Genomic DNA, 17,250 nt, shown 5'->3' with positions numbered 1-17,250 from the left:
CTCGACGCCCCGATCGCCCCGATCGGGGCGAATCGTATGAATTTCGACGGAACGACTTGACGTGGGCCCTTCCAACCGACAGGATGGCGCGGCTTCATGGTGACCGAGCGCACACACCGCCTGGGACGCGGATCGTCCCAGCGCATCGTCGACGCCCTGCGGGCGGAGCCGGAGGTCACCCGTGCGTCGCTCGCCGAGCGCACGGGCCTCTCCCGCGCCACCGTCTCGGCGCTCGTCCGCGACCTCGAGCGCGACGGCCTCGTCGAGGTGGCGATCGGTTCCGCGGAGAACGGCCGCACGGGCCGGCGTCCCGAGGTCGTCCGGCTGACCCGCCGGGCCGGCGCGGTCCTGGGCGTCGACTTCGGCCACGCCCACGTGCGCGTGGGCATCTCCGACCTGGCCGGCCGCATCCTGGCCGCGGAGACGGAGCGGGTCGACGTCGACCGCGGCATGGAGGAGGCGCTCGACGCCGCCCGGCGGCTCACGGACGCCGTCGCGGAGCAGGCGGGCGTCGACCGCTCCGAGCTGCTGGCGTGCGGCGCCGGCGTCCCCGGTCCGGTGGACCGCATCACCGGCCGCATCGGGTCCACGTCGCTGCTCCCGGGCTGGAGCGGCACCACCCTGTCGACCGTGCTCGAGTCGCGGCTGGGCATCCCCGTCGCCATCGACAACGACGCCAACCTCGGCGCCCTCGGCGAGCAGGCCGCCGGTGCCGCCCGCGGGATCGACGACGTCATCTACGTCAAGATCTCGTCGGGCGTCGGCGCCGGCATTATCAGCGGCGGCCGCCTGCTGCAGGGCAACTCGGGCATCGCGGGCGAGGTCGGCCACATCGCCGTCGTCCCCAACGGGGTCCCCTGCCGCTGCGGCGGCCGCGGGTGCCTCGAGACGATCGCCTCCGCTCCCGCCGTCCGTCGACAGCTGCTGCAGACCACCGGTGAGGACCTTCCCGGTGACGATCTGCTGCGCGCGATGACGAGCGGCGACCCCCGCGTCACGCGCCTGCTCGCGGACGCTGGCCGTGGTCTGGGCCGGGTGCTGGCCAACGCCTGCCACCTGCTCGACCCGGCGATGATCGTCCTCGGCGGCGACCCCGCCTTCGCGACGGAGCCGGTCCTCTCGGGCCTGCGCGAGGAGCTCGACCGGCATCGCCTGCCGGGCACGGGAGCCGACGTCCGCGTCGTCCCGGCCCAGCTCGGCAGCCGTGGCCAGGTCGTGGGCGCGTTGCGCCTCGCGGCCCGGTCGCTGGACGGGCACGCACCCCTCACCTTCGATCCCACCACCACCCCATCCCTCCCTGGAGGAGCATCGTGAACAAGACGCTACGCACCGCACTGACGGTCGGCACCCTGCTGCCCGTCACCCTTGGTCTCGCCGCATGCGGCGGCGACGACGACAAGTCTTCGAGCAAGGGCGGCGAGTCCGCCGGCTCTGGGGGCGGCGCCAAGAAGATCGCCCTCCTGCTGCCCGAGTCGAAGACCGCGCGCTACGAGGCGCAGGACCGCCCGGGCTTCGAGAAGGCCCTCAAGGCCCTCTGCTCGGATTGCGAGATCATCTACTCCAACGCCGATCAGGACGCGGCGAAGCAGCAGACGCAGGCCGAGGCCGCCATCACCAACGGCGCCAAGGTGCTCGTGCTCGACCCGGTCGACGCCGCGTCGGCCGGCGCCATGGTCCAGCGTGCCAAGCAGTCCAACATCCCGGTCATCTCGTATGACCGCCTGATCGCGGACGCGCCGGTCGACTACTACATCTCGTTCAACAACGAGAAGGTCGGCCAGCTGCAGGGCGAGTCGCTCGTGAAGGCGCTCGGCGACCCCCAGGGCAAGTCGATCGTGATGATCAACGGCGCCCCGACGGACTCCAACGCCGCGATGTTCAAGAAGGGCGCGCACTCCGTCCTCGACAAGTCCGGCGTGAAGATCGCCAAGGAGTACGACACGCCGGACTGGTCGCCGGACAAGGCCCAGACGCAGATGGAGCAGGCCATCACGGCCGTCGGCAAGGACAACATCGACGGCGTGTACGCGGCGAACGACGGCACGGGCGGCGGCGCGATCGCGGCCATGAAGGGCGGCGGTCTCGACCCGACGAAGGTCCCCGTCACCGGTCAGGACGCCGAGCTCGCCGGCATCCAGCGCATCCTCAAGGGTGAGCAGTACATGACGGTCTACAAGGCCCCGAAGCCCGAGACCGAGGCCGCCGCGAAGCTCGCCTACGCGCTCGTCATGGGCAAGGAGGCCCCCGCCGGCCTCATCAACGGCGAGACCGACAACGGCTCGGGCAAGATCCCGTCCGTCCTGCTGGACCCGGTCGCGGTCACGAAGGAGAACGTGAAGGACACCGTCGTCGCCGACGGCACCTACACGGTGGACCAGCTCTGCAAGGGCTCCTTCGCCTCCGCCTGCGAGTCGGCCGGCCTCACGGGGACCCGCTGACCGACATGGCAACCGAAACGCAGGCCGGCGCCCCCGTGGCGCCGGCCGGCGCCGGTCCGCTCCTGCGCCTGCGCGGCGTTTCGAAGCGGTTCGGTGCCGTCCAGGCACTTGCAGACGTCGACCTCGAGGTGAACGCCGGCGAGGTCGTTGCGCTGGTCGGAGACAACGGCGCGGGCAAGTCCACGCTGATCAAGGCCATCTCCGGCGCATTCCCCGCCGACGAGGGGACCTTCGAGTTCGCGGGTCACAACGTCAAGATCAACACCCCGGGCGACGCCACGCAGCTCGGGATCGCCGTCGTCTACCAGGACCTCGCGCTCTGCGACAACCTGGACGTCGTCGCCAACCTGCACCTCGGCCGCGAGGCGCGCCGGGGCCCCTTCATCGACGAGATCGCCATGGAGCGCGAGGCGCGCAGCCTCCTCGACTCCCTCGCCGTCCGCACGCTGCGCTCCGTGCGCGCCGAGGTCGGCATGCTCTCCGGCGGCCAGCGCCAGACCGTCGCCATCGCGCGTGCGATGACCGGCAACCCGCGCATGGTCATCCTCGACGAGCCGACCGCCGCCCTGGGCGTCGCCCAGACCGAGCAGGTCCTGCAGCTCGTCTCGCGCCTGCGCGAGCGTGGACTCGGCGTCATCCTGATCTCGCACAACCTCGCCGACGTGTTCCAGGTCGCCGACCGCATCGAGGTCCTGCGCCTCGGTCGCAACGGCGGCTCCTACGCCGCCACGGCCGACCAGCGCCAGGCCGTCGTCGCCGCCATCACGGGCGTGGGCCAGGACTCAGAGCCGGCCGCGCCGATCACCACCGACAGCGGGGAGACCGCATGAGCACCGCTGCTCCCGAGTCGGCGCCCGCCGCCGACCAGCCCGACCCGACCGCCTCGGCGGTCTCGCTCGAGGCCCGCGACGGCCGCCAGACCGGCCTGAAGGCCATCTTCGGCGGTGGCGGCGACGTCTCGACGCTTCGCGTCCTGATCGTCCTCGCGTTGATCTGGGCCATCTTCGCGATCGCCAACGATCGGTTCCTCACGGCCGGCAACCTCACGAACCTCACGCTGCAGGTCGCCGCCACCGGCACGATCTCCGTCGGCGTCGTGCTCGTGCTGCTGCTGGGCGAGATCGACCTCTCCGTCGGCGCCGTGTCCGGCGTCGCGGGTGCCGTCGTCGGCGTCCTGTCCGTGCAGCACGAGTGGAACGGCTGGCTGGCGATCCTCGCCGCGCTCGCCGTCGGCGCCTGCATCGGCCTGCTCCAGGGGTCCATCGTGACCTGGCTGGGGATCCCGTCGTTCGTCATCACCCTGGCCGGGCTGTTGACCTGGCAGGGAGTGCAGCTGAAGGTCCTCGGCGAGGCCGGCACCATCAACATGGCCGACCCGACGATCACGAACCTGGCCAACACGTTCCTCGCCGAGGGGCTCTCCTGGATCGTGGCGCTCGCGGCGATCGCGCTGTTCGTCGGCGGCACGATGCTCAGCCGTCGCCGGCGGGCCGCGGCCGAGCTCGAGCTCGAGCCGTTCATCCGCACGGTCGTCCGGCTCGCGTCGGTGTCGATCGCGATCCTCGTCGCGGTCTACGTCGTGAACCAGGACCGCGGCGTGCCCGTCTCGCTGTGCATCCTGATCGCGCTCGTCCTCATCGTCGACACGGTCGTCCGTCGCACCCGCTACGGCCGTCACGTGCTCGCCGCGGGCGGCAACGAGGAGGCCACGCGTCGCGCCGGCATCCCGACCCGCCGCGTGAAGACGATCGTCTTCGTCCTCGCGTCGACGCTCGCCGCTGCCGGCGGCATCCTCGCCGCTTCGCGCCTCCTGGCCGTGAACCAGTCCTCCGGCACGGGTGACGTGCTGCTCCTGGCGATCGCCGGCCCGGTCATCGCCGGCGTCTCGCTGTTCGGCGGTCGCGGCTCGGTCTGGGCGGCCCTCCTCGGCGCCCTGGTCATCGGCTCGATCTCCAACGGCATGGACCTGCTGGCGTTCGAGTCCTCGGTCAAGTTCATCGTCACCGGCTGCGTCCTGGCCGGCGCGGTGATCCTGGACGCCCTGGCGCGCAAGCGCCGCATGGCCCACGGCCGCGGCTAGGGCCCCGGCCGGCTCCCCGGGCGCTCCGGTGCCCGCGGGGCCGGCCGGCCCCGCAGCACCATGAACGACGAAGGGCCCGCGCACGCGGGCCCTTCGTCGTTGTGGGCCGCCGTCGGCGGCAGCGGTGGCCGCGCTCGTAGCGGCCGACGCGGTGGGCGCGGCGACCGGGGCGGGGCGAGCCGAAGACGGCCGCTCAGGCGCTCAGCAGCGGCAGGAGGGCCTGGAGCTTGACCTCGGTCTCCGCGAGCTCCGAGGCGGGATCCGATCCGGCGACGACCCCGACACCCGCGAAGCAGCGGGCGGTCTCCGGCTCGAGCAGGGCCGAGCGCAGGGCGACGGAGAAGTCGCCGTCGCCCGCAGCGTCGATCCAGCCGACCGGGCCGGCGTACCACCCGCGGTCCATGCCCTCCGTGGCGGGGATTCGCGGCAGCGCGGCCTCCTCCGGGAAGCCGCCGACCGCCGGGGTCGGGTGCAGGCGCTCGACGAGGTCGAGCACGCCGACGGAGGAGGCGAGGTGCGCACGGATCGGCGTGGCGAGGTGCTGAGCGCTCGCGGCCTGCACGACCTGCGGTGCCGGCGGGTGGGTCGTCCAGATCGCGACGTCGTCGAGGCGGTCGACGATGCGACGCACGACGATCGCGTGCTCCTCGCGGTCCTTCGCCGAGCGCAGCAGGTGCTCGGCGAGGTGGACCTCGACGGCCGGGTCCGAGCTACGACCCGTGGTGCCCGCGAGCGCGAGCGTCGCGACGCGGTTGCCCGCGCGCCGGACGAGCAGCTCCGGCGTGGCGGCGATGAAGGTGCGCGGGCCGCGGCCGACGGCGAGCACGCAGCAGCCGGCGTAGGCCTCGCGCATCACCCCGAGGACGGCGGCGGGGTCGGGCGTCGGGCGCCCCGTGACCTGCACCTCGCGGGCCAGCACGATCTTCTCGAACTCCCCCGCGCGGATCCGCTCGACGCTGCGCGCGACGGCGTCCTCGTAGTGGGCGGGCGGCAGGGCGGAGTCGACGCGGGCCCGGCGGACGGGCTCGGGGTCCAGGAGCGGCGGCCGGGCGGGCGCCAGCCCGTCGACCCGCGCCAGGGCGGCCTCGACGACGGCCGCCGGGTCCTCCCCCGCGGTCACGCGCACCGCGATCGTCGCGCGGACGCGTCCGGAGCGGCCGGCGAGCGCGAGCAGCGGCACGTGCAGCGAGGCGGGCGCGAACCCGTCCCACGCCGGGGCCGTGGCGCCGTCGTCGGCGAACGCGAAGCCGCCGGTCGCCACGAGGCCCTCGGCCTCCTGGCCCGTGCCGAGGTCGCCCACGGCGTCGCAGGAGCGCGACGCCCACGCCTGCGCCACGGTCGAGAAGCGGTTCGGGCCCGACGCCTCGAGCGCGTCGACGACGCCGAGCGTCGCGAGCACCTGGCCGTCGCGGTCGCGCTGCTCGTAGACGGACCACGGCTCGTCCGCGCGCCGGCCGCAGCCGACGACGGCCATGGGGTCGATGCCCGCCGGCGCGTCGACGGTGATGGACGCCAGCACGGCGGCGAGGTGTCCGCGGCTCGCGCGGCGCGCCGCCGTCCGGGCGTGGCGGTGCAGTCGCTCGCGGTCCGCCGCGGTGAGCGGGACCGCGCGGTCGTCCGGAGAGACGACGGAGGCGCTGGACGGGACGACCGTAGAGGTCACCCGTCCAGTCTCGCAGGGGAGGCGCGCCGCCCGGGTGGGACGGCGCACACGCCGCGCACGGCAGTCACCGTCGCGGCGCCGGTGCGGGAGGCCGCGTGCGGCCACCCCGCCGTGGCGGTTCGGAAGGCCGGCGCCGCGGCACCGCGACCTCCCGCGCGGGGCTCAGGTCTCTTCGCGGCCCCGCGAGATCGCGACCTCGCCGGTGCGGATCATCTCGACCAGGCCGTAGGAGCGCACGAGCTTCTCGAACGCCTCGATCTTGGAGCGCTCGCCCGTGATCTCGACGATGATCGAGCGCTTCCCGATGTCGACGACCTTGCCGCGGAACACCTCGGCGAGCTCGCGGACCTCGGAGCGCGTCTGCGCGTCGACGGAGACCTTGAACAGCGCGAGCTCGCGCGCGACCGTCTCGGCCGGCTCGAGGTCCTTGATCTTCAGGACGTTGATCAGCTTGTGCAGCTGCTTCGTGACCTGGTCGATCGGCTGCGAGGCGCCGTCGAGCGTCAGGGTGATGCGCGAGATCCGCTCGTCGTCCGTCGGGCCGACGGAGAGCGTGTCGATGTTGAACCCGCGCCGGGTGAACAGGCCGGAGACGCGCGTGAGCACGCCCGGCTTGTTCTCCACGAGGACGGAGAGGACGTGCTTGCGACCGGTGCGGATGCTGCCGGCGGCGTGCAGGTCGTCGAGGCTCAGGAGCTCGTTCGTGTCGACCATCGCTCAGCCCACCATGTTCCGCGCGGGCTCGCCCGGCGCGATCATCGGATACACCTTCTCGTCCCGGGTGACCCGGACGTCGATGAACGCCGGGCCCTCGGCCTCGAAGGCGGCCCGCAGGTCGTCCTCGAGCGAGGTCGAGTCCGTCAGGCGCACGCCGCGGATGCCGTAGGCGTCGGCGAGCTTGACGAAGTCGGGGAACGCCTCCTCGCCGCCGAACGTGTTCATGTCGACGCTCGAGTAGCGCTCCTGCCAGAACAACTCCTGCCACTGGCGGACCATGCCGAGGTAGCCGTTGTTCAGGATCACGACCTTGATCGGCAGCCCCTCCTGCCGGATCGTCGCGAGCTCCTGGATGTTCATCTGGATCGAGCCGTCGCCCGTGATGACCACGTTGAGCCGGTCCGGCACGCCCATCTGCGCGCCGATGGCGGCGGGCAGGCCGAAGCCCATGGTGCCGAGGCCGCCGGAGTTGATCCACCGGCGGGGCTCGGGGTAGTGGTAGTACTGCGCGCCCCACATCTGGTGCTGGCCGACGTCGGAGGAGATGATCGCCTCGCCGCCGGTGACGGTGTAGATCGCCTCGACGACGCTCTGGGGCTTGATCTCGGTGCCCTCGGCGGGCTCGTAGCGCAGCGGGTGGCGCTCCTGCCAGGTGCGGATGCGCTGCCACCAGGCGTCGAGCCGGGCCTTGTCGGCGTCGAGGGCGCGGTACTCCTCCAGCAGCTTCGGCAGGACGAGCTTCGCGTCGCCGACGAGCGGGATGTGCGCCGGGATGTTCTTCGAGACCTCGGCCGGGTCCACGTCGATGTGCACGAACTTCGCGCGGGGGGCAAACTCGGAGAGCTTGCCGGTCACGCGGTCGTCGAAGCGGGCGCCGATGACGACGACGAGGTCGGCCTCGTCGATCGAGTAGTTCGCCGTGCGGGTGCCGTGCATGCCGAGCATGCCGAGCCACTGCGGGTCGGGCGCGGGGTACGCGCCGAGGCCCATGAGCGTCGACGTGATCGGGAACCCGCCGTAGCGGACCAGCTCGCGCAGCTCCTCGTGGGCGCCGGCGGAGATGACGCCGCCACCCGTGTAGAAGACGGGGCGCCGGGACGCGGCGAGGGCGCGGGCGGCCTGGCGGATCTGCTTCGCGTTGCCCGTGGTGCGCGGCTGGTAGCCGGGCAGGTGCACGTCGGTGACCGGCTCGTACGGGATGTCGGCCTTCGACAGGTCCATCGGCAGGTCGATGACGACCGGGCCGGGGCGGCCCGTGCCCGCGATGTGGAACGCTTCGTGGATCGTCCGCGGCAACTCGCGCGGGTCCGTGATGAGGAAGGAGTGCTTCACGGCCGGCATCGTGATGCCGATCGTGTCGGCCTCCTGGAAGCCGTCCGTGCCCAGGAGCTCCGTGCGGACCTGGCCCGTGAAGAACACGACGGGGACGGAGTCCATCATCGCGTCCATGATCGGCGTGACGAGGTTCGTCGCCCCGGGGCCGGACGTGCCGAACGCGACGCCGACCTTGCCCGTGGCCTTCGCGTAGCCCTCGGCCGCGTGGCCGGCGCCGGCCTCGTGGCGCACGAGCACGTGGTGGATGCCGGCGTCGTAGAACGCGTCGTACGTCGGGAGGTTGGCACCACCCGGGTAGCCGAATACGACGTCCACGCCCTCTGCTTTCAGGCACTCCATGATCGCGTCGACTGCGCGCATTCGCCCAACCCCCTCCCCGATGTTCTCGGGTTCCCTCGTGGAAGACAGAAGGCCGCCCGGACGGACGGCCTCGAATCCCGATGGTAGCAGTGGGTTCCGGGCCCCCGACGAGGGCCCGGGGGCGGATCGACCGCCGACGGGCCGCGGCGGGCGGCCGGGCTCCCGGGCGTCGACCCGCGGACCTACTCGGCGGTCGGGACCGAGGTGCGGCGGTCGTCGCCGGCCGCCCGGGCCGGGACGGGACCGTCGCCGTCACGCACCGGTCCGTCCTCGGCCGCCGTCAGGTCGTCCCGGGCACGGGAGGCGGCGCCGTCGTCCGGCTGCGCACCGTCCTCGTCGTCATCCTCCTCGGCCACCGGCCGCCTTGCCGGCGGGCGGACGTCGGCGGGCAGGTAGCGGACCTCGGGGAAGTCCAGATCGGTGCCGCAGCCCATGCACATCGTGTCCGTGATCGGCAGGAGCCGGCCGCAGCCGTCGCACTGGCGGCGCAGCTCGGAGCGGTGTCCCGGGTAGACCACGGCGGCGATGAACCCGAACAGCGGCACGCAGGCCGAGATGAAGAACCACAGGACGAACGAGCTGCCCTTGGAGCGCCCCTGGAGCCCGCCCGCGACGCCGAAGAGGGCGAGGATGAGCAGGAAGAAGGCGAAGGAGCCGTCCACCCCTCTAGCCTAGACGGTCCGGTCGCCACCCGGGCGGCCTCCATCGAGCCCGACGTACGGAAGGCATCACCACGTTCCGCTGGGACAGTCTGAGGGAGCCCGCCGCCGCCGTCCTGGACGAGCGGGTGCTGGCCTGTGCGCCGGTGTCGCCCGTCGCCCGCCGCGCCCCCGGCCGTGGTGCCTGGGGGCACGAGCCGCTGCTGGGCGCCCAGGTGCGCCTGCTCGCGGTCACCCCCACGCGGGTCGCGGTGCTGTCCCTGGACCGTGACGTCGGCGGTCCGTACCTCTACCGCATCACCCGGGTCGAGATCGCCACGGAGCGCGACGCGGTGCGCGGCGCCCGGCTCGGCGGCCTGCGCCCCTCGCGGCGGCTCACGATCTTGCTCTCCGGGCGACCCGCCTGGGAGCTCGAGGTCTCCGCACGCGACCGCCGCCTCTGGGGTCCGGTGCTCGGCGAGCTCGGCGACGCCCCGGAGCGCGAGGGCGCGACGGACGGCACCGTCGTCTCGCCCGACGCCTCGGCCTGAGCGCGCCGCTAGAGCTCAGGCGCGGCGGCGTCGGCCTGGAGCGCGACGCTCTGGCGGTGCCGACCCTCCCGCGATTCGGGGAGGGCCGGCCGCGCGCCGCTAGAGCCCGAGAATCTCGCGGGTCAGGCGGGTGACCTCGCCGCCGTCGGCGCGGCCCTTCGTCTCGCGCATCACGTGGCCGACGATCGCGCCGATCGGCTTCATGTTGCCCGTCTTCAGCTTCTCGACCGCGTCGGGGTTCGCGTCGAGCGCGGCCTGGACGACGGGGCGCAGCTCGTCGCCGCCGCCGATGGCCGCAAGACCCTCGCGCTCGACGATCGGGCCCGGCGTGCCTCCTTCGGCGACGAGGACGTCCAGGACCTTCTCGCCCGCCTTGCGGTTGATGGTCTTCGCGCCGACGAGGGCGACGAGCTCGGCCAGCGAGGCCGGCTCCACCTTGGACTCGGCCGGATCCGGATCCGTGTCCTCGCCGGCGTCGAGGCGACGCACGAGGTCGTTGCCGATCCAGTTCGCGATCTGCTGGCGGTCCGCCTCCGGGCCACCGGCCGCGACGGTCGCCTCGAAGTAGTCGCCCAGCGCGCGCCGGAAGGCGAGGAGGCGGGCGGACTCCTCGTGGAGGCCGAGCTCGGTGCGGAACCGCTCCGCGCGCTGCAGCGGCAGCTCCGGGATCGATGCGCGCGCCGACTCGAGCAGCTCGGCGGGGACCTGCACGGGCGGCAGGTCGGGCTCGGGGAAGTACCGGTAGTCGTGCGAGCCCTCCTTGGACCGCAGCGACGTGATCGAGCCCGTGCGCGGGTCGAAGTGCAGCGTCTCCTGCTGGACGCGCTCGCCGGACTCGACGACGCGGATCTGACGGGCGACCTCCGCGTTGATGCCCTGCTCGATGAACCGGAACGAGTTCATGTTCTTCAGCTCGGTCTTCGTGCCGAGCGTCGTGTCGCCGACGGGGCGGATGGAGATGTTGGCGTCGCAGCGCAGCGACCCCTCCTCCATGTTCACGTCGGACACGCCGAGCTGGCGCAGCGTCTCGCGCAGGAGCCGCAGCCACGAGCTGGCCTGCTCGGCCGAGCGGATCTCGGGCAGCGTGACGATCTCGGCCAGCGGCGTGCCGCCGCGGTTGTAGTCCACGACCGAGCTCGTGGAGCCGCCGATGCGGCCGGAGGCGCCGGCGTGCGTGAGCTTCGCGGCGTCCTCCTCGACGTGCACCCGCTCGAGCCCGACGTCACCCAGCCGACCGCCGCTCACGAGCGGTTCGTCGAACTGGGAGATCTGGTAGCCCTTGGGCAGGTCGGGATAGAAGTAGCTCTTGCGGTGGAACACCAGCCGCTCGGCCAGCTCGCCGCCGAACGCCTCGCCGATCATCAGGCCCAGGCGGATCGCCTCGGCGTTGACCACCGGGAGCGTGCCCGGCATGCCGAGGCAGACGGGGCACGTGTGCGTGTTGGGCGGGTCGCCGAAGACGAGCTCGCAGCCGCAGAACATCTTGGTGCGGGTCGCGAGCTGGACGTGGATCTCCAGCCCGATGACGGGCTCGAACGCGGTCATCGGGAGGCCCCCCCGGTCGTGGCGGAGCCCGGCGTGGCGGCACCCGCGCCGCGCGCCGGATCGAAGGCGGCCGTCCCATCGAAGCCCAGCGCGCCCTCGAGCGCGTGGGCGGCGTCGAGCAGCGACTGCTCGGCGAACGCCGGGCCCGAGAGCTGCAGGCCGACGGGCAGGCCGTCGGAGAGCCCGCACGGGATCGAGATCGCCGGGACGCCCGCCAGCGACTGCGGCAGGGTCGTCACGTCGGCCTGGTACATCGCGATGGGGTCGTCCGTGCGCTCGCCGAGGCCCCACGCGACGGTCGGGCTCGTGGGCGTCGCGATCAGGTGCACGTCCTGGTGGACGGCCCGGAAGTCCTCCACGATCTTCGTGCGCACCTGCTGCGCGCGCCGGTAGTACGCGTCGTAGAAGCCGCTGGAGAGTGCGTAGGTGCCCAGCATGATGCGGCGCTTGACCTCGGGACCGAAGCCGTCGTGGCGGGTCTTCGTGTAGAGCTCGACCAGGCCGCCGTCGCCGATGTCGGCGCGGTTGCCGTAGCGCACGCCGTCGAAGCGGGCCAGGTTGGACGAGGCCTCGGCCGGGGCGAGCAGGTAGTAGGCGGAGAGCGCGTGGCGCGCGTGCGGGAGCGTCACCTCGACGATCTCGGCGCCGAGCGACTCGGCGAGCTTCAGCGCGGCGTCGAAGGACGCGCGGACCCCGGGCTCGATGCCCTCGCCGAGCAGGTCGGTCGGCACGCCGATGCGCACCCCGTCGAGGCGCACGGCCGTCGGCAGGTCGATCGCGCTGGCGCTCCCGGAGCCGCCGTCGCCGGCCCAGCCGATGGAGGTCGCGTCGTTGCGGTCCGCCGGGCCGGTCATCTGCCGGAACAGCAGCGCGGCGTCGGCCACGTTGCGGGTGATCGGGCCCGCCTGGTCCAGGGACGACGCGAACGCGATCATCCCGTAGCGCGAGACGGAGCCGTAGGTCGGCTTGAGCCCGACGACGCCGCAGAGCGCGGCGGGCTGGCGGACGGACCCTCCCGTGTCGGTGCCGATCGCGGCGGGCGCGAGGCCGGCGGCCACGGCGGCCGCGGAACCGCCGGAGGAGCCGCCGGGGACGCGGGTGCGGTCCCAGGGGTTCAGGACGGGGCCGAACGCGGAGTTCTCGTTCGACGAGCCCATCGCGAACTCGTCCTGGTTCGTCTTGCCCAGCACGGTCGCGCCGGCCTCCTGCAGCCGGTCGATCGCGGTCGCGGTGTAGGGCGGCAGGTAGCCGCGCAGCAGGTTCGACGCCGAGGCGGTGGGGACGCCCGTGATGCAGAAGAGGTCCTTCACCGCCAGGGGGACGCCGGCCAGCGGCGTGTCCGTCCCCGGCAGGCCCTCGCGGGCGCCGAGCGCCGTGGTGGCGTCGTCGGCGAGCCACGTGAAGCTGTTGGTGTCGTCGGCGGCCGCGCGGTCGCGGTAGGCCGTGAAGAGCTCGTCCTGGGACAGCTCGCCGCGGCGCAGGGCCGCCGCCGCGTCGACGACGGAGAGGGAGATCGGGTCGGTCATGTCAGGCCTGGGGGCTCGGGACGCGGAAGCCGTCGTCGGAAGCGTCGGGCGCCTGGTCCAGCGCGACCTCCCGCGGCAGGGAGGGGCTCGGCTCGTCGGCGCGGAGCGGGCTGCGCTCCGCGAGGACGTGGGCCGTCGGCTCGACGCCCTCGAGGTCGAGCTCGCCGATCGTCTCGAGGTGGTCGAGGACGGCCGAGAGCTCGCGGGCCATGGGCTCGATCTCGTCGTCGCGCAGCTCCAACCGGGAGAGCGTGGCGACGTGGAGGACGGTGTCGCGGTCGATCATGCGCCCCCGATAGTAGAGGCGGGGACCGGCGCGGGAGGTGCCGCGCCGGGCAGCCCCTACTCGACGGGTGGGGTGGTACCCGGCTCGTCGGGACGGAGCGGCGGCACGGGCCGCGCCGGCGGCGGCTCGTACGCACTCTCGGGCGCGGCGGTGCGGTCGTCGCCGAGCGCGACCCACAGGCCCACGAGGGCGACGAGTATCGAGGCGAGGCCGACGTAGGTGCCGACGGCGGGGTCGAAGCGCAGCGTGGTGTCGCCGAGGGTGAAGCCGGGGCGGAAGACCAGGCCGCGCAGCAGTGTCGTCAGCAGGACCAGCGCCCCCAGTGGGATCGCCAGCACGAGCGCTACGAGCGCCCCGTACGTGGGGCGCCCCGGCCGCGCCCGGACCGCCGTGCCGAGCACCGCGACGAGGGCCAGGACGAACAGGGCGACCAGCTCGAGCCACGGGTGGCCGAGAGGGTCCCAGCCGCGCCCCGCCTGCACCGTGACCCGGAACGCCGACACGCCGTCGGGGCCGCCGTCCATCGTCTCCCGGTCGCCGAACGTCCCGCTCTGAAACCAGTCCAGGAAGAGCGTCGCGAGCAGTCCGAGCAACCCGAGGAAGACGAGCAGCTCGCCGCGCCGCAGGGGTCCGACGCGCATCAGGCCGCCCCGCCCGTTCGCGGGGCCGCAGGGGTCCCGGCCTGGAGGCGCGCGGCCTCGACGGTGTTGGCGAGCAGCGCAGCGATGGTCATGGGGCCGACGCCTCCGGGGACGGGGGTGATGGCCGCGGCGTGTGCCGCGACCTCGTCGTGGGCGACGTCGCCCACGAGCGCGGAGGAGCCGTCGGTCGGCGCCGGGTCCCTCCGGTTGATGCCGACGTCGATCACGGTCGCGCCCGGCTTGATCCACGAGCCGCGCACCATCTCGGGGCGGCCCGCGGCAGCGACGACGACATCGGCGCGGCGGCAGACCTCGTCGAGGCCGACGGTCTTGGAGTGCGCGATGACCACGGTCGCGTCGGCCTGCACGAGCAGCTGGGCCATGGGCTTGCCGAAGAGGTTGGAGCGGCCGATGACGACCGCCTCGGCGCCCTCCAGCTCGGTGCCCACGTGCTCCAGCAGCCGCATGACGCCCGACGGCGTGCAGGGCCGCAGGCCGGGCAGGCCGAGCGCCAGCCGGCCCGCCGAGGCGATCGTCAGACCGTCGACGTCCTTCTGCGGGGCGATGACGTTCGTCAGCTCCACCCCGTCGAGGTGGGCGGGCACGGGGAGTTGGCAGAGGATGCCGTCGACCGCCTCGTCGGCGTTGAGCTCCCGCAGCAGGGCGAGCACCTCGTCGCGCGACGCGTCGGCGTCGAGGCGGTGGTCGAAGCCGCGGATGCCGACCTCGGCACAGGCCCGCTGCTTCGCGCCGACGTAGACGGCGCTGGCCGCGTCCTCGCCGACCAGCACCGTCGCCAGGCCGGGTGGGCGACCGTGCTCGGCGGCGAAGGCGGCCACGTCGACGGAGAGCGCGCGGCGGAGCTCCGCCGCGGCCTGCGTGCCATCGATGCGCCGCGCCGCCACGCCGGGCAGGCTAGCTCGTGAACGCCCGTCGCCGGGTCGCGCGAGCGTCGGAGGTGCGGCAGCGGTCGCTCAGGTGATCGGCTCGAGCCGCGCGAAGCCCGCGATGAGGCGCTTCTCGCCGTGGCCGTCGAACCGCACCACGACCACGTCGCCGTCCATCCGCACGACCTCGCCGGCGTCGAACTTCACGTGGCGCACCCGCTGGCCGGGGCGCCAGTTCACCGCGGGCGGCGCGTCGTCGTCGCCGCCGGCCAGGGCGCTGCCGCGCTTGAGGCCGAGCGCGGCGAGGTTCGCCGCGCCGCCGCCGGAGCCGCCCGCCCCGCCGCCGGGCCCGCGGCCGACGCGGCCGATGGAGCTGAAGTCGCGACGCCCGCGCGTCGGCATCCCGCCGCCGGGCTGGCCCGACAGCGCGTCGGGCGACGTCTCGTCGAGCGCGTCGAGCGGCAGCTCTCGCAGGAACCGGCTGGGCACCTGCGACTGCGGCGGCCCGTAGAGCGCGCGGCGCCGCGCCCACGTCAGGGACAGGTGCCGGCGGGCGCGGGTGATGCCGACGTAGGCCAGGCGGCGCTCCTCCTCGAGCTCGCCCGAGTCGATCGCCCGGGAGTGCGGGAAGACGCCGTCCTCGCAACCGACGAGGAAGACCGCGTCGTACTCCAGGCCCTTCGCGTTGTGGAGCGTCATCAGCGTGACCTGGCCGTCCGGGTTGTCCGCCTTGCGGTCCGCGTCCGAGAGCAGCGCCGCCCCCTGCAGGAACCGGTCGAGCACGTGCTGGGCGTCGCCCTCGGCGGGTGCCTCCTCGTCGAACTCGTCGGCGAAGGCGTGGAGCTGGTCGAGGTTCTCCAGGCGCCCCTCGTCCTGCGGGTCCGTCGAGGCCTCGAGCTCGGCGCGGTAGCCCGTCACGCGCAGGACGTCCTCCACGAGGTCGGCGACCCGCAGGTCGCCGCCGTCGGCCGCGGCGCCCTCGGGGTGGCCGCCCGCGAGCGTCTCGTGCAGCTCCGCGACCTGCTCGGCGAACGTCGAGACGGCCTTGCAGGCGGCGGTCTTCAGGCCGGCCGCCGCCGGGTCCTTGATGACGTCGAGCGGCGTGGTGCCGGTGGCCGCGGCGTGGCTCAGGATCCGGCCGACGGTCGTGTCGCCGATCCCGCGCCGGGGGCGGTTGACGACGCGGGCGAAGGCGACGGTGTTGGCGGGGTTGTGGAGCCACTGGAGGTAGGACAGGGCGTCCTTGACCTCGGCGCGGTCGAAGAACCGCACGCCGCCGACCACCTGGTACTCCAGCTCGGCCTGCGTCAGCGCGGTCTCGATGCCGCGGGAGAGCGCGTTCGTGCGGTAGAGGACGGCCATCTGGCTGAGGGGGACGCCCTCCCCCGCGAGCCGCTCGACCTCGCCGACGACCCAGCGGGCCTCGGCGTGGTCGTCGGGGAGCGCGCGGACGCGGACCTCGTCGCCCGTCCCCAGGTCGGTGAAGAGGTGCTTCGGCCGCTGATTCGTGTTGTTGGCGATCAGGCCGTTGGCGGCGTCCAGGATGTGCTGCGTCGAGCGGTAGTTCTGCTCGAGCTTGATGACCTCGGCGTCGGGGAAGTCGTCCTCGAAGTCCAGGATGTTGCGGATGTCGGCGGACCGGAAGCCGTAGATGGACTGGGCGTCGTCGCCGACGACCATGAGGTTGCGGTGTCCGGGCTCCTCGCCCGCCAGCGGCGCGGTGAGCGCGTCCTGGCCCAGCGGCAGGCGCCCCTCGCCCGAGACCGCGTCGACGGCGCCTCCCGTGGCGTCGCGACCGCCGCCGCCCGACGGCCCGGCCTGGTGCATCGGGTCGTCCATGCAGAGCAGCTGCAGGAACCGGTACTGCGCCGGGTTCGTGTCCTGGTACTCGTCGACGAGCACGTGCTTGAAGGCGTTGCGGTAGCGCGCCCGGACGTCGGGATAGCGCTCGAAGAGGTCGACCGTGCGCCCCATGAGGTCGTCGAAGTCCATCGCGTTGTTCGCGACGAGCTGCTTCTGGTAGCCGGCGTACGCGTCGGCGACCGTGCGGTCGTACTGCCCCGCGGCGAGCTGCTGGGCCTGCTCCACGCTGCGCAGGCGGTTCTTGTGGTCCGAGATCTGGTTGCGCACGCCGTTGGGCGTGAACCGCTTCGTGTCGGCGCCGTCGGCCTCGAGCACCCGCTTGACGAGCCGCTTCGAGTCGTCGGAGTCGTAGATCGTGAACTGGCGGGTGTAGCCGAGTTTCTCCGCCTCGACGCGCAGGATGCGGGCGCAGGCGGAGTGGAAGGTCGCGACCCACAGGCCCTTCGTGGAACGGCCGAGGAGGTCGCCGACGCGGTGGCGCAGCTCCGCCGCGGCCTTGTTCGTGAACGTGACGGCGAGGATCTCGCCGAGCCCCGCCTGGCCCGTCCGCACGAGGTAGGCGACCCGGTGCGTCAGGACCCGCGTCTTGCCCGACCCCGCGCCGGCGATCACGAGCAGGGGGCCGCCGGGGTGCTCGACGGCGCGGCGCTGCGGATCGTTGAGCCCCTCGAGCAGTTCGGCGGCGTAGGCGTCCACGGAGGTCACCCACCGAGGATAGGA

15 protein-coding genes are annotated in these 17,250 nt (G+C 73.4%); 5 read left to right on the top strand and 10 right to left on the bottom strand.

The window, feature by feature from the left end:
- The first annotated feature begins 99 nt into the window (after positions 1-99).
- Genes F593_RS0109485 through F593_RS0109470 form a run of 4 tightly spaced genes read left to right on the top strand, consistent with a single transcriptional unit; the run spans position 100 to position 4,518 of the window.
- Positions 100-1,314 (top strand): ROK family transcriptional regulator, encoded by a 1,215-nt coding sequence (locus F593_RS0109485; RefSeq protein ID WP_169449178.1) that lies wholly within the window; start codon positions 100-102, stop codon positions 1,312-1,314.
- Positions 1,311-2,438 carry a sugar ABC transporter substrate-binding protein gene (locus tag F593_RS23870; protein WP_022928515.1) on the top strand — a complete coding sequence of 376 codons (1,128 nt, stop codon included), beginning with the start codon at positions 1,311-1,313 and terminating at the stop codon, positions 2,436-2,438. Before F593_RS0109485 ends, F593_RS23870 begins: the two co-directional genes overlap by 4 nt.
- Positions 2,439-2,443: 5 nt before the next feature.
- Positions 2,444-3,268 (top strand): ATP-binding cassette domain-containing protein, encoded by an 825-nt coding sequence (locus tag F593_RS0109475; protein ID WP_051160478.1) that lies wholly within the window; start codon positions 2,444-2,446, stop codon positions 3,266-3,268.
- Positions 3,265-4,518 (top strand): sugar ABC transporter permease, encoded by a 1,254-nt coding sequence (locus tag F593_RS0109470; protein ID WP_022928513.1) that lies wholly within the window; start codon positions 3,265-3,267, stop codon positions 4,516-4,518. The genes F593_RS0109475 and F593_RS0109470 overlap by 4 nt, the downstream gene beginning before the upstream one ends.
- 193 nt (positions 4,519-4,711) lie before the next feature.
- Here the strand turns inward: F593_RS0109470 and F593_RS23865 are convergent, their stop codons facing one another.
- From F593_RS23865 to F593_RS30580, 4 genes are all read right to left on the bottom strand, one after another.
- The gene (locus F593_RS23865) at positions 4,712-6,181 is read right to left on the bottom strand and encodes an isochorismate synthase (protein ID WP_022928512.1); all 1,470 of its coding nucleotides are present in this window, start codon (positions 6,179-6,181) and stop codon (positions 4,712-4,714) included.
- 162 nt (positions 6,182-6,343) lie between these two features.
- Entirely contained in the window at positions 6,344-6,895 is a 552-nt protein-coding gene (gene ilvN, locus F593_RS0109460) for an acetolactate synthase small subunit (RefSeq protein ID WP_022928511.1), read from the bottom strand.
- 3 nt (positions 6,896-6,898) lie between these two features.
- Positions 6,899-8,593: a biosynthetic-type acetolactate synthase large subunit gene (gene ilvB, locus F593_RS0109455; RefSeq protein WP_022928510.1), complete on the bottom strand. Its 1,695-nt coding sequence runs from the start codon at positions 8,591-8,593 to the stop codon at positions 6,899-6,901.
- Between the two features lie 182 nt (positions 8,594-8,775).
- Positions 8,776-9,255: a hypothetical protein gene (locus F593_RS30580; RefSeq protein ID WP_022928509.1), complete on the bottom strand. Its 480-nt coding sequence runs from the start codon at positions 9,253-9,255 to the stop codon at positions 8,776-8,778.
- Between the two features lie 143 nt (positions 9,256-9,398).
- On the opposite strand from F593_RS30580, the gene F593_RS0109445 reads away from it, so the two are divergent.
- On the top strand, positions 9,399-9,782 hold the full coding sequence (locus F593_RS0109445; protein ID WP_022928508.1) for a hypothetical protein: 384 nt from the start codon (positions 9,399-9,401) through the stop codon (positions 9,780-9,782).
- 99 nt (positions 9,783-9,881) lie between these two features.
- Here F593_RS0109445 and gatB read toward each other — a convergent pair whose 3' ends face one another.
- The 6 genes from gatB to F593_RS31070 form a co-directional block, all read right to left on the bottom strand.
- Complete coding sequence (gene gatB, locus F593_RS0109440; protein ID WP_022928507.1) at positions 9,882-11,327, bottom strand: Asp-tRNA(Asn)/Glu-tRNA(Gln) amidotransferase subunit GatB; 1,446 nt, start codon at positions 11,325-11,327, stop codon at positions 9,882-9,884.
- Positions 11,324-12,853 carry an Asp-tRNA(Asn)/Glu-tRNA(Gln) amidotransferase subunit GatA gene (gene gatA, locus F593_RS23855; RefSeq protein ID WP_022928506.1) on the bottom strand — a complete coding sequence of 510 codons (1,530 nt, stop codon included), beginning with the start codon at positions 12,851-12,853 and terminating at the stop codon, positions 11,324-11,326. The genes gatB and gatA overlap by 4 nt, the downstream gene beginning before the upstream one ends.
- Before the next feature lies 1 nt (position 12,854).
- Entirely contained in the window at positions 12,855-13,139 is a 285-nt protein-coding gene (gatC, locus tag F593_RS0109430) for an Asp-tRNA(Asn)/Glu-tRNA(Gln) amidotransferase subunit GatC (RefSeq protein ID WP_022928505.1), read from the bottom strand.
- 56 nt (positions 13,140-13,195) lie between these two features.
- A complete protein-coding gene (locus F593_RS0109425; protein WP_022928504.1) occupies positions 13,196-13,780 on the bottom strand; it encodes a hypothetical protein in 585 nt (194 codons plus the stop codon).
- The gene (folD, locus tag F593_RS0109420; RefSeq protein ID WP_022928503.1) at positions 13,780-14,685 is read right to left on the bottom strand and encodes a bifunctional methylenetetrahydrofolate dehydrogenase/methenyltetrahydrofolate cyclohydrolase FolD; all 906 of its coding nucleotides are present in this window, start codon (positions 14,683-14,685) and stop codon (positions 13,780-13,782) included. The genes F593_RS0109425 and folD overlap by 1 nt, the downstream gene beginning before the upstream one ends.
- A 69-nt stretch (positions 14,686-14,754) precedes the next feature.
- Positions 14,755-17,235, bottom strand: a complete 2,481-nt coding sequence (locus F593_RS31070) for an ATP-dependent helicase (RefSeq protein WP_022928502.1) — start codon at positions 17,233-17,235, stop codon at positions 14,755-14,757.
- Positions 17,236-17,250: the final 15 nt, after the last annotated feature.

The organism is Patulibacter americanus DSM 16676 (genome assembly GCF_000420025.1).
Taxonomy (GTDB): Bacteria; Actinomycetota; Thermoleophilia; order Solirubrobacterales; family Solirubrobacteraceae; genus Patulibacter; species Patulibacter americanus.
Note: the sequence above shows the minus strand (reverse complement) of the source record. Positions and strands in the feature narration are given on the sequence as shown.

Excerpts from the sequence above, each read along its gene's own strand:
- F593_RS0109470 (WP_022928513.1), top strand. The coding sequence starts at position 3,265 with ATGAGCACCGCTGCTCCCGAGTCGGCGCCCGCCGCCGACCAGCCCGAC.
- F593_RS0109425 (WP_022928504.1), bottom strand. The coding sequence starts at position 13,780 with ATGCGCGTCGGACCCCTGCGGCGCGGCGAGCTGCTCGTCTTCCTCGGG.
- gatC (WP_022928505.1), bottom strand. The coding sequence starts at position 13,139 with ATGATCGACCGCGACACCGTCCTCCACGTCGCCACGCTCTCCCGGTTG.
- gatB (WP_022928507.1), bottom strand. The coding sequence starts at position 11,327 with ATGACCGCGTTCGAGCCCGTCATCGGGCTGGAGATCCACGTCCAGCTC.
- F593_RS0109475 (WP_051160478.1), top strand. The coding sequence starts at position 2,444 with ATGGCAACCGAAACGCAGGCCGGCGCCCCCGTGGCGCCGGCCGGCGCC.
- gatA (WP_022928506.1), bottom strand. The coding sequence starts at position 12,853 with ATGACCGACCCGATCTCCCTCTCCGTCGTCGACGCGGCGGCGGCCCTG.
- ilvN (WP_022928511.1), bottom strand. The coding sequence starts at position 6,895 with ATGGTCGACACGAACGAGCTCCTGAGCCTCGACGACCTGCACGCCGCC.
- ilvB (WP_022928510.1), bottom strand. The coding sequence starts at position 8,593 with ATGCGCGCAGTCGACGCGATCATGGAGTGCCTGAAAGCAGAGGGCGTG.